This window comes from Caldicellulosiruptor kronotskyensis 2002 (genome assembly GCF_000166775.1).
Classification (GTDB): Bacteria; Bacillota; Thermoanaerobacteria; order Caldicellulosiruptorales; family Caldicellulosiruptoraceae; genus Caldicellulosiruptor; species Caldicellulosiruptor kronotskyensis.
Genome location: NC_014720.1, coordinates 1,545,379 through 1,557,611, shown reverse-complemented (window position 1 = coordinate 1,557,611; position 12,233 = coordinate 1,545,379). Strand labels below are relative to the sequence as shown.

Genomic DNA, 12,233 nt, shown 5'->3' with positions numbered 1-12,233 from the left:
AAAATTTTCTGGAGGTTTAAAAATAATGGGGGTAAAAATAACAGAAACAATACTCAGAGATGCTCATCAGTCACTCATTGCAACCCGCATGACAACTGAACAGATGCTTGAGATTGCTCCTGTGCTTGACCAAGTTGGTTATTATTCGGTTGAGTGCTGGGGCGGTGCTACATTTGATGCGTGTCTGAGGTTTTTCAATGAAGACCCATGGGAAAGATTAAAAAGACTGAGAACTGCTTTTAAAAAGACAAAGCTCCAGATGCTTCTTCGAGGACAAAATCTTGTTGGGTATAGACATTATTCTGATGATGTTGTTGAAGAGTTTGTAAAAAAGGCCATATACTATGGCATTGATATTATAAGAATATTTGATGCACTTAATGACATCCGGAATATTGAAATGGCTCTAAAAATAACAAAAAAAGAAAAAGGACATGCCCAGGTTGCCATATCATACACTGTCTCACCTTATCATACTATTGAAAACTATGTAAATTTGGCAAAACAAATAGAAGAGCTTGGGGCAGACTCAATTTGTATAAAAGACATGGCTGGGCTTCTCTCTCCATTTGATGCTTATAAACTTGTAAAAGCGTTAAAAGAGCAGGTAAAACTTCCTATTCATCTTCATACACACTACACCACAGGATTTGGATCAATGACATATTTGAAAGCTGTCGAAGCAGGTGTGGATGGTATTGACACGGCTTTATCTCCGCTTGCACTGGGCACATCCCAGCCTCCAACCGAAACAATTGTATATGCACTTGAAAATACAGAATATGCTCCAAAACTTGATTTAGAAAAGATCAACGAGGCAAGCGAATATTTTAAAGTACTCAGAGAAGAATATATAAGAAAAGGGCTTCTTGACCCGAAAGTATTAAGTGTTGATATAAACGCTCTTCATTATCAAATACCTGGTGGAATGCTATCAAATCTTATTTCTCAGCTAAAAGAACAAGGGCAGGAAGACAAGTTAGATGAGGTTTTAAAAGAGGTACCTGAGGTTCGAAAAGATTTTGGATATCCGCCACTTGTAACTCCTACGAGTCAAATTGTGGGAACACAAGCTGTTTTGAATGTTATAGCAGGTGAGAGATACAAACTTGTCACAAAAGAAACAAAAGCATATTTTAAAGGTGAGTATGGGAAACCTCCAGCTCCTGTGAATGAAGAGGTAAAAAGAAAAATCTTGAAAGACGAAAAAGAGATAACCTGCAGACCTGCAGATTTAATTTCTCCAGAGCTTGAGAATGCAAAAGAAAAAATTAAGGAGTATATTGAAAATGATACTGATGTGGTAACTTACTGTTTATTCCCTCAACTTGCAGAAAATTTTTTCAAATTAAGGTTCGCAAAAAAATACAAGGTTGACGCTGATCTTGTTCAGGGTAACAAAGTGTATCCTGTGTAAAATAAGGAAGGACATAAAATAGTGTTCTTCCTTTTTTTCTTTATAAAATGCTCTTATAAGAATATAAGCATTGTGATATAATTAATTAAGAAGAATAACAAAAAACGAATAGGATGTGGGATTTAAAAATGGAAAACGAAAAGCTTGAACTTATCTCTTCAATGGAATTTGAAGAAAACGTTCCAATCTATAAAATAATAGATTTTCTTAATAAAAGTTTGAAAGACAAAAATATTATTGTGGGGCTTTCAAGAAACCACAATAAGATTGTTATAAGTATATACCAAACATAAGGAGAAATGCAAAATGACTTATGATTTAGAAGCAAGGATAATTGAGCTTATGCCAGAGTTTAGTAAAGGGCAGAAAAAAATTGCTCAGTTTATTTTAGAACATGGAGAAAAAGCAGCATATATGACAGCACTTGCGCTTGGCAATTCAGTTGGTGTAAGTGAATCCACTGTTGTAAGATTTGCTGAGAGGCTTGGTTTTGAAGGTTACCCTGAGTTCCAGCGAGCTTTACAAGAGCTTATGAAAAGCAAGCTTACGTCAGTGCAAAGGGTAGAACTTTCTGCAAGTAGAATAAATGAAAAAGAGGTTTTAAAAAGTGTTCTCCTTTCTGACATGGACAAGATAAAGCAGACATTAGAACAGATAGACGAAAATGTTTTCAACCATGTTGTGGATGAGATAGTAAATGCAAAAAAGATATACATTATTGGAATTAGAAGTTCAGCAGCATTGGCTGATTTTTTAGGTTTTTATTTAAATATGATTTTGGACAATGTCAAGGTTATCACAACAAGTGGCATCAGTGATATTTTCGAACAGGTATTTAGAATTACAAGTGATGATTTAATAATTGGTATTAGTTTTCCGAGGTATTCAAAGCGCACTTTAAAGGTTTTGCAGTATGCAAAAAAACAGGGTGCTAAGATAGTTTCACTTACAGATAGCAAAATATCACCTCTATGCAAGTACAGTGACTATGTTCTTATTTGCAGAAGTGATATGGTGTCGTTTGCTGATTCGCTGGTAGCACCGCTGAGTGTAATAAACGCATTAATTGTCGCAACAGGTCTTAGGAAAAAAGAAGAGGTTGCAAAGACACTTGAAAAACTTGAAGAAATATGGGACGAGTTTCAGGTATATGAAAAGGAAAACAGGTGATGCAGCTTGAAAAGAATTTATTTGGTAAGACATGGTGAGACTGACTGGAATAAGCTCAACCTTGTTCAAGGTTCAATTGACACAGAGCTCAATTCAACTGGTATTGAACAGGCAAAAAAGATTGCTGAGAGGCTTAAAAATAAGAAGATTGATATAATATTTTCAAGTACATTAAAAAGGGCTTATACTACGGCAAGTTATATAAAATCTTATCATCCCCAAACTTTATTTGAAACTTCTGAAAAACTCAATGAGATAAATTTTGGCGAGTGGGAAGGGTTAAGCTTTGATGAACTTGAAAAGAAATACTCTCAGACATACTTGATGTGGAAAGACAATCCCGATAAAGCCATTTTCCCAGGTGAAGGTAATCTGGATGTTGTTATGAAAAGAGTTAAAAGTTTTTATGATGATGTTTTGCAAAGGGATTACAGAAATATTGTAGTTGTTACTCACGGTGGGATAGTAAAACTTTCAATCATACATCTTTTGAACCTTCCTCTTGATTTTTACAAAAAGTGCTGGATTGGGAATGCAAGTTTGAGTATTGTTGATATAAAAGGAGAAAGGACAATGTTAAGTCTTCTTAATGATATGTCTCATTTAACATCAGAACACGTTCGTCCAATAATTTAAATAAAAAGTGGGGTATATAAAGTGGTGGAAAAAAAAGAGTTTGGTAGCAAGGATGTTTCAAGAGCAGCTATTTTGATGGCCTTGAGCCAGAATAGACAAGAAGAAAAGAAGATTCAAGAAGATTTTTCTAAAATAGGAATAAGATGTGCAGCAGTAGATTTTGGTGGAGAATTTATAACCTCTGTTATGAAAATTGTTGAAAGAGCAGTTGTTGCTGCCAAGAGAGAAGGCGTTATAAACGAGGTACATCAAGAGGAAGGAGCTGTTGCAGGAGCAACAAGAGAAGCAATATCTCAAATTATGCAAAAAGCAATTGGCCTTAATGTGGGTGGAAAGATTGGCATTGCAAGGTTTGAAGAGCATGTTGCAGTTGCCATATTTTTTGGGATAGGACTTTTACATTTAAATGAGGTGGCAATAGGACTAGGTCATAGAGTTATATGAAAGTTTTTGTGCAAAAGATGAAAGAATTAGTAGGGGGAATAATCTTGGTTTTTGCAATAAGAGGTGCTACAACTGTTGAGAATGATTGCAAAGAGGAGATTGTCAAATGTACTCAAGAACTTTTGAATGAAATTATACTTAGAAACAATCTTAAAAAAGAAGAGATTGTTTTTATTTTGTTTACAATGACCAAAGACCTAAAATCGGCTTTTCCAGCATATGCAGCAAGACTCATGGGATTTGTGGATATTCCTCTTATATGTGCTCAAGAGCTTGACATTGAAGGAGCGCTAAGTAGATGTATTAGGCTTCTTATGCTTGTCCAAAGAGATAATAGCTTTACTCCTAAACATGTTTATTTGAAAGAAGCAACAAAACTCAGGGAAGACTTAACTTGCGAGAAAGGTGAAGATTTATGAAGAAGATTAACATTGCAATTGATGGTCCTGCAGGAGCAGGAAAAAGTACAATTTCAAAGCTTTTAGCAAGCCAGCTTGGATATATTCATATTGATACAGGGGCAATGTACAGAGCTGTGGGGCTCAAAGTATTAAAGAACAATATCTCACCGCATGACAGAAAAAAAATTGTTGAGATTTTAAACTCAACTGATATACAAATAAAACTTGTGGATGGCAGGCAGCTTGTCTTTTTAGATGGTGAAGATGTCACAGAAAAAATTCGCCAGCCCGAGGTTTCAATGTATGCATCTGACGTGTCAAAAATAAGAGAAGTACGAGAAAGACTTGTAAAGATGCAACAAGAATTAGCAAGACAAAAAGGGGTTATAATGGACGGAAGAGATATAGGAACTCATGTTCTACCAAATGCTGAGCTAAAAATCTTTTTAACAGCCACGGCAGAGGAAAGAGCAAAGAGAAGGTTTTTGGAACTGAAACAAAAAGGCTATGATGTAGATTACTATCAACTTTTAGATGAAATAAAGAAAAGAGACCAGAATGATATGACAAGAGAGTTTGCCCCTTTGAGAGTAGCTGAGGATGCCATTGTCATAGATTCGACTTCTCTTTCAATTGAAGAGGTCTTGCAAAAGGTTTTAGAGCTTTTTTACAAGGTGGTCAAAAATGAAGTATAATTTTTTTCTCAACCTTATTCGGAAGGTTGCTTTTATCATTTTAAAGTGTATCTTTTTCATAAGAGTTGAAGGGAAAGAAAATATACCAGAAGGTCCTTTTATTATCTGCGCAAATCACAGAAGTTATCTTGATCCAGTTTTGATTATACTTATATTCGACAGGCGAGTATATTTTATGGCCAAAAGTGAACTTTTTAAAATATGGTGGCTTGCACCAATCATCAAAGCTTTTGGAGCTTTCCCTGTCAAGCGTGGCAAAAGCGATATTGGAGCAATAAAAAAAGCTATAGAGGTTATAAGGTCTGGCAATATTTTGGGTATTTTCCCGGAGGGAAAGAGAAATAGGACAAAAGAAATTATTTTAAAAGGTGAAAAAGGAGTTGCAACTGTAATTAAAGCAACAGGCGCAAAAGTTTTACCAGTTGGCATTTCTGGTAAGATAGTTCCTTTTTGTAGGGTAAGAGTGAGAATCGGAAAGCCGATGGAATTTAGAAATAGTACTATGGATAATCAAGAGATTGTGGATAAAATTATGAATGAAATTAAAGAACTTATCCTGAAATAACAGAAGAGGGGAAGTAAAAAAAATGATTATTAAGGTTGCGCAAAGTGCTGGATTTTGTTTTGGTGTTCAAAGGGCAGTAGAAGGCGTTTTGGCGTGGGCAAAAGCAAATAAGGGAAAATCTATAAAGGTGTATGGTATGTTAATACATAATAGCTATGTTATAGATAAATTGAAAGATTTAGGTGTAAAAGTTGTAGAGGATATTGAGCAAATTGGGAAAGAAGATATAATTTTTATTCGTTCTCACGGTGTTTCAATGGAGGAGTATGCCGAGATTGAGAAAAGAGCAGAGAAAGTTTATGATTTTACATGCCCATATGTCAAAAAGATTCACGAAATAGTGAAGGAACACTCAGAAAACGGGTATGACATAATTGTTGTTGGTGATATGAGCCATCCTGAAGTAAAAGGAATTGTTGGGCATGTTGGAAATAATAGAAAATGTTTTGTGGTAGATGGTATTGAAAAAGTAAAAGAAGCGATTAATCAAATTGAAGGCAAAGCTGCAGTTGTCTGTCAGACCACGTTTGACGGCAAAAAATGGAGTGAAATAAGAGAATTTTTAGAGTCTCATACAAATTATAAAGTGTTCGATACCATATGCAAAGCAACAATAAACAGGCAAAAGGAAGCACAAGAGCTTGCAAAGCATGTGGACATAATGTTGGTGGTCGGTGATAAGAAAAGTTCTAATACCAACAAATTGTATCAGCTTCTGAAGGAGATAAAACCCACATTTTTTATTGAAAAAGTTGAAGATTTAGATTCAATAAAATTAGATAGCTATATAAAAAGCATTGGGGTGACAGCAGGTGCTTCCACTTCTCCTGAACAGATTGAAGAGGTGGTAAAACATCTGGAAGAAAAGTTTAATGAGATGAATCTGAAAGATTTTGAGAGACTTATTGATAGAAGCTTTTTGACAGTGCAAAGAGGTGAAGTTGTAAAAGGCAGGATAATAAAAGTTGAGGAAGATTATCTACTTGTTGATATTGGTTACAAGGCAGAGGGTATAATTTACAAAGACGAGGTTATCAAGAATGGAAATGTAAATTTGAAGGATCTATTTAAGATAGGTGAGGTAATCGAAGCAGTAGTGATAAAAGAGTCAGATGAAGAAGGAAATGTGGTTTTATCAAAGTATCGGGCAGATGTACTCCACGGGTTTGAAGAGCTGCTTTCAAAATATGAAAATAAAGAAACTGTAAGAGTAGTTGTTAAGTCAATTAAAGAAAAAAGCATTGTTTGTGATTTTAGAGGTACAAATGTTTATGTGCCAATTTCTCAGTGGGGTGAAGATGTTCAAATTTCTGATATAGGAAAGATATTTGAAATAGAAATCACAGATGTCAGCAAAGAAAAAAAGATCGCTTTTGGAAGTCGAAAATCTTTGTTAAAACAAAGAGAAGAGGAGAGATTTATTAAACAGATTAATTCTTTAGATTTTTCCAGAGAATACGAGGGCACTGTAGTTGAGATAAGAGAAAAAGGCATTGTGGTAAATTTTGAGAAACTACGAGGTTTTGTACCTGTAAGTGAAGTTGGATATTTGAAAAAAGGTGCAGAATTTAAAAAATTATTTGAACTTGGCGAAAAAGTCAAGGTGAAGATTCTTGATATAGACAAGAATAAAAAACAGATTTATCTTAGCATAAAAAAGACTCAAGATGATGAGTGGATAAAAAAGATTAAAAACTTGTATTTGGGAATGCTTGTTGACTGTGAAGTGACAAAGGTGTTACCTTTTGGACTTGTTGTGTGGATTACAGAACATGATGTTGATGGTTTTGTTCACATTTCAAATATTCCACTTGGATACAACCAAAGACCACATAACCTGTATAAAGTTGGAGATAGCTTGAGAGCAAAGGTTATAGAGATTGATGAAGAAAAGCGAAGGATTGCGTTGTCTTTAAAAGATTTGCACGAAGAAGAAAACATAGATACTGAGCATAATGAAGACTTTGTGATAACACTCGCTGATTTTGTGAAGAATATAAAGTTAGAACAATAAAATTTGATCTTTTAAGAGCCTATGAGGATTTCATTTTCTATCTTGAAAAACAAACCCGTCCTTAATTTGGATAACAAGATAACAGGAAAAGTAGAAGACATGTTACTCAGAGATGACAAGGTGATTGGGTTTAAAGTACGAGTCAAAAACTCATTTAAAATACCATCGTGCGCATATGTGCCGACAGAGGACATTGAGTCTATAAACAATCAACTTATGATTGTCCGCAGCATTCATACTTCCATTGACAGCTTTCCATTTTTAAGAGCACAAGAAATTTTTTTGAAAGAAGTAATAGACGAAAATGGGTTTTTGATAGGGATTGTAATTGACATTATATTTAATGCAGAGAACTTTAAAATTGTAGAATATCAGGTTTCAGAGAGTATTTGGAGTTATATAAAAAATAAAAAAATAATATTGAGCCCTGAGGAAATAATATTAAGAGAAAATAAAATATTAAGCTGAGGTGTGAAATCTTGAAAAGAATTTCTGCAAAACATGTATTGATAGGAAGCATAGTAGGCGGGATTATATCTGCCATGCTGTCCCAGGCATCTCCAAGGAGAATGAAAAATAAACTTTTAAAAAGAATGATTACTAAAAAGCTGATGGCTATGCTAAATAAGCTTTTGCGATAGGGAAGGTTTTCTTCCCTACTTTTTTAATATTTTAAGGGATAAGAATAATTCTATTTGAGGTGTTAAAAAGTGCATATAATAAAATTGGTCAAAAGATATTTTACAGATATATTGTTCATAGCTCTAATTGCAATCGTTATTTATTTTTTTGCGAATATGAAGGCATTTTGGCCGATTCTGATTCCATTTTTGATTGCACTATTTTTGTCATATCTCTTAAAACCTTGCGTAGATTTTTTAGAAACAAAGATTCGGTCAAGAGATATCTCAATCCTGATTTCGTTTGCAATAATCTTTGGTATCACCATTATGGTATTTGTATATTTTATTCCTTTATTTGTTAGCGAAACTAAGCAGCTTATCCAAAACATTCCTGATTATATAATACTAATTCAAAAATGGTTTTTTGAGATTGATTCTAAACTTTTGAATAAACTAAACATTGATATTAAAGAAATACTAAACGCTAATTCAATCAATATCGAAGGAATTTCCAAACAAACATTATCAATATTTTTAAACATTGTAAAGAGTATTTCCTCTAACATTTTGTATTATCTTCTTATTCCTATTATATCTTTTTATATCCTGAGGGATTGGAAAAGGTTAGTCATGTGGATAAAATGGTTATTACCCGAGAAATACAGAAAAGAAGGACTTTATATCTTTGTTGATATAAATAGGGTTCTTCATCAGTATATTCGAGGGCAGCTTCTTGATGCCTTTATAGTTGGACTGCTCAGCTTTGTAGGATTTTCTCTGCTTTCTGTAAGATATGCAGCTCTTTTGGGTGTAATAACTGGTATTGGCAATTTGATTCCCTATTTTGGACCAATATTTAGCAGTATTCCAGCAGTGATAATAGCACTTTCTGACTCCTACATAAAGGCTATATTGGTTGTGATTTTTTTAGTCCTACTTCAGCAAGTTGACAGTTTTATCATATCCCCACGAGTTATTGGTTCAAAAGTCGGGCTTCATCCTCTTACCATAATTATAGTTATAATCTTAGCAAACAAAATATTTGGGTTTGTTGCAATGTTCTTTGCCATTCCTATTGCTGCAGTAATAAAAATTATATTTATTAATATCATGAAAAGGATAAAATCTGAGAAGATTGAGTGAATATTGTTGACTTTGTAATTTGGCTTTAATAAAATTTTGATTGTATTGAAAAATTATAAAAACTACCTTCTAAAAAATATCAAAAGGAAAGGCTGATTGAAAGATGTACATGTCTACAGACGAGATAAGAGAAAAGTTTCTCCAGTTTTTTGAATCAAAAGGACATTTGAGGCTACCAAGTTTTTCACTTATTCCCAAAAACGACAAAAGTCTTCTTCTGATAAACGCTGGAATGGCACCATTAAAACCATATTTTTTGGGAATTGAAGAACCTCCTCGCCGAAGGATTACCACATGCCAAAAATGCATAAGAACACCAGATATCGATAGAGTAGGTAAAACTGCAAGACATGCTACTTTCTTTGAAATGCTGGGTAATTTTTCGTTTGGTGATTATTTCAAGAGAGAAGCTATTATCTGGGCGTGGGAGTTTGTTACAGAGGTTTTAAAACTTCCAAGAGAGAGGTTATGGGTTACAATATATGAGGAAGACGATGAGGCTTTTGAAATTTGGCACAAAGAGGTAGGCTTAGAGCCAGATAGAATCAAAAGAATGGGTAAAGAGGATAACTTCTGGGAAATAGGAACAGGACCTTGCGGACCATGTTCTGAGATATACTTTGATAGAGGCGAGGAAAAGGGTTGTGGCAGGCCCACTTGCGGTATCGGATGTGATTGTGACAGATTTGTTGAGTTCTGGAATCTTGTTTTTACTCAGTTTGATAAGGATGAAAATGGTGTATACCACAGGTTAAAAAATCCAAATATTGACACAGGTATGGGGCTTGAGAGAATTGCAGCAATTATGCAAGAGGTTGACTCTCTTTTTGACATTGATATAGTGAAGGCTATTCGTGACAAGGTATGTGAAGTCACAGGCTATGACTACGGAAAAGATGCAGAAAAAGATGTATCGGTTCGTGTCATCACAGACCATATTCGCGGCACAGTGTTCATGATTGGTGATGGTATTTTGCCTTCAAACGAAGGAAGAGGGTATGTTTTGAGAAGGCTTATAAGGCGTGCTGCACGACACGGTAGGATGCTTGATAAAAAAGAAGCGTTCCTGCACCTCATTGTAGACACGGTTGTAGAGTCTTACAAAAATCCGTATCCGGAACTTGTTCAAAAAGCTGAGTATATAAAGAAAGTGCTCTATAACGAGGAGAGCAGGTTCAATCAGACAATTGATGTTGGGCTTGAGATACTTGAGAGTGAGATTGAGAAGCTTAAAAAGAACAAGGAAACAGTTTTAAATGGTGAAATTGCATTTAAGATGTACGACACTTACGGATTTCCTCTTGACCTCACAAAAGAGATAGCTGCAGAAAAGGGGATTATTATTGACCAAGAGAGATTTGATGAACTTATGCAGCAGCAAAAGGAAAGGGCAAGAGCTGCTCAAAAAGAACTTGAAAATGCTGGGTGGAAGGATATAAACATTGTCATTGATGAGGATATTGAAACAATTTTTGTTGGTTATGATACTTTAAAACAAGAGGCAAAGATACTAAAGATTTTTCTGGACAATGAAGAAACAGCATATGCAAAAGAGGAAGATGTGTGTTTTGTTATCTTAGACAAAACTCCTTTTTATGCAGAAAGTGGTGGACAAGTTGCAGATAAGGGCATTTTAGAAGGTGAAGGAGTTTTAGCAGAGGTTTTAGATGTCAAGAAAGGACCAAGGGGAACAATTCTTCATAAGGTAAAAGTTTTAAAAGGTGAGATAACTGTTTTGTCAAGTGTGGTTGCTAAAGTAGACGAAGAGCTAAGACTTGCTACGATGAAGAATCATACAGCAACACATCTTTTGCACAGTGCACTAAGGAAAATATTGGGACAACACGCACAACAAAGTGGTTCACAGGTTACCCCTGACAGACTCAGATTTGACTTTGCTCATTATGAGCCACTGTCCGAGGAGCAGCTAATTGAAATTGAAAAGATGATCAATAACATTATTCAACAGGCTATCCCTGTTGAAAAGATTGTAACAGATTTGGACAGTGCTTTGAGGATGGGTGCAACTGCTTTGTTTGACGAGAAGTATTCAAATGTGGTAAGGGTTATAAAAATAGGCGATTTTAGTATGGAACTGTGCGGTGGAACACATGTGGATAACACGGGTCAGATAGGAATGTTTAAGATAATATCTGAGTCGAGTGTAGCTGCAGGGGTTAGAAGAATTGAGGCAATTACTGGAAACAAGGTCTATGGGTTTATTCTAAATACTCAGCAGACGTTAAAACAGTTAAGAAGCAAAGTGAAAGCCAGCACTGATTCTGAGATAATATCGAAGATAGAACAGCTTGAGAACAAAATAAAGAACCTTGAAGTCGAGATAGAGAAATATAAACTTTTGGTTGTTGAAAATGAACTTTCATCCCTTTTTGGTAAAGCGGTTGATTATGGTGAGTTCAAGTTGATTGTAAACAGAAAAAAGACTGACGATATGGATTATGTAAAACTTCTTACTGACAAGATTAAAGAAAGAGATTCAAAAGCAATTGTGCTCAATATCTTAGAGCAGAGTAGTAAGGTCACTGTACTCATGTCATGTTCAAAAGAGGCAGTTAAAAAGGGAGTTGATTGTGGAAAAGTGGTAAAAGAAATATGCTCAGTACTTGGTGGAAAAGGCGGTGGAAGACCAGATTTTGCCCAAGGCGGTGGAAATGATATATCGAAGATAGATATGGCATTACAGACAGCTGAGAATATTTTGAAAGATATATTAAAGGGGAGTGCTCAAAAATGAGTGAATGTATCTTTTGTAAAATCCTAAATAAAGAAATTCAATCTGAGATTGTGTATGAAGACGAGCTTATTTGTGCTTTTAAAGACATAAATCCCACTGCACCCGTGCACATCCTTATTGTTCCTAAGACACATATAGAAAATTTAAATGATGTACAGCAGCACCACAAAGAACTTATAGGTCATGTATTTGTTGTAGCAAAAGAATTGGCAAAAAAGTTTGAAATTGATGAAAAAGGATATAGAATTGTGGTAAACTGTGGAGCTGATGGTGGCCAGACTATTGACCATTTGCATTTTCACTTACTTGGCGGCAGAAAATTTTCCTGGCCAGCTGGTTAAATAAACAATTTGTTTGGGCAATAATAAAG

General features: G+C 34.9%; 14 protein-coding genes. All 14 read left to right on the top strand.

All coding sequences use genetic code 11. The annotated features are described in order from the left end of the window. The first annotated feature begins 25 nt into the window (after positions 1-25). The 14 genes from CALKRO_RS06995 (at position 26) to CALKRO_RS06940 (ending at position 12,204) form a co-directional block, all read left to right on the top strand. On the top strand, positions 26-1,417 hold the full coding sequence (locus CALKRO_RS06995; RefSeq protein WP_013430347.1) for an oxaloacetate decarboxylase subunit alpha: 1,392 nt from the start codon (positions 26-28) through the stop codon (positions 1,415-1,417). Between the two features lie 128 nt (positions 1,418-1,545). After that, positions 1,546-1,710 (top strand): YpmA family protein, encoded by a 165-nt coding sequence (locus tag CALKRO_RS13325; RefSeq protein WP_013430346.1) that lies wholly within the window; start codon positions 1,546-1,548, stop codon positions 1,708-1,710. A 13-nt stretch (positions 1,711-1,723) separates the two neighbouring features. Next, on the top strand, positions 1,724-2,587 hold the full coding sequence (locus CALKRO_RS06990; protein ID WP_013430345.1) for a MurR/RpiR family transcriptional regulator: 864 nt from the start codon (positions 1,724-1,726) through the stop codon (positions 2,585-2,587). A gap of 6 nt (positions 2,588-2,593) precedes the next feature. After that, entirely contained in the window at positions 2,594-3,223 is a 630-nt protein-coding gene (locus CALKRO_RS06985) for a histidine phosphatase family protein (protein WP_013430344.1), read from the top strand. A 21-nt stretch (positions 3,224-3,244) separates the two neighbouring features. Then, positions 3,245-3,667, top strand: coding sequence for a HutP family protein (locus CALKRO_RS06980; protein WP_013430343.1), 423 nt, complete (start codon positions 3,245-3,247; stop codon positions 3,665-3,667). A 44-nt stretch (positions 3,668-3,711) separates the two neighbouring features. Beyond that, positions 3,712-4,086 (top strand): chorismate mutase, encoded by a 375-nt coding sequence (aroH, locus tag CALKRO_RS06975; protein WP_015907796.1) that lies wholly within the window; start codon positions 3,712-3,714, stop codon positions 4,084-4,086. Beyond that, positions 4,083-4,763, top strand: a complete 681-nt coding sequence (cmk, locus tag CALKRO_RS06970; RefSeq protein WP_013430341.1) for a (d)CMP kinase — start codon at positions 4,083-4,085, stop codon at positions 4,761-4,763. The genes aroH and cmk overlap by 4 nt, the downstream gene beginning before the upstream one ends. Then, complete coding sequence (locus CALKRO_RS06965; protein ID WP_013430340.1) at positions 4,753-5,328, top strand: lysophospholipid acyltransferase family protein; 576 nt, start codon at positions 4,753-4,755, stop codon at positions 5,326-5,328. The genes cmk and CALKRO_RS06965 overlap by 11 nt, the downstream gene beginning before the upstream one ends. A 22-nt stretch (positions 5,329-5,350) precedes the next feature. Beyond that, on the top strand, positions 5,351-7,342 hold the full coding sequence (ispH, locus tag CALKRO_RS06960) for a 4-hydroxy-3-methylbut-2-enyl diphosphate reductase (protein ID WP_013430339.1): 1,992 nt from the start codon (positions 5,351-5,353) through the stop codon (positions 7,340-7,342). A gap of 42 nt (positions 7,343-7,384) precedes the next feature. Then, positions 7,385-7,810, top strand: a complete 426-nt coding sequence (locus tag CALKRO_RS06955) for a PRC-barrel domain-containing protein (protein ID WP_013430338.1) — start codon at positions 7,385-7,387, stop codon at positions 7,808-7,810. Positions 7,811-7,821: 11 nt separating this feature from the next. After that, a complete protein-coding gene (locus CALKRO_RS13690) occupies positions 7,822-7,983 on the top strand; it encodes a hypothetical protein (protein WP_013430337.1) in 162 nt (53 codons plus the stop codon). A gap of 69 nt (positions 7,984-8,052) precedes the next feature. Continuing rightward, positions 8,053-9,108, top strand: coding sequence for an AI-2E family transporter (locus CALKRO_RS06950; RefSeq protein WP_013430336.1), 1,056 nt, complete (start codon positions 8,053-8,055; stop codon positions 9,106-9,108). 103 nt (positions 9,109-9,211) lie between these two features. Next, positions 9,212-11,863, top strand: a complete 2,652-nt coding sequence (gene alaS / locus CALKRO_RS06945; protein WP_013430335.1) for an alanine--tRNA ligase — start codon at positions 9,212-9,214, stop codon at positions 11,861-11,863. Then, entirely contained in the window at positions 11,860-12,204 is a 345-nt protein-coding gene (locus CALKRO_RS06940) for a histidine triad nucleotide-binding protein (RefSeq protein ID WP_013430334.1), read from the top strand. Before alaS ends, CALKRO_RS06940 begins: the two co-directional genes overlap by 4 nt. The last annotated feature ends 29 nt before the right edge of the window (positions 12,205-12,233 follow it).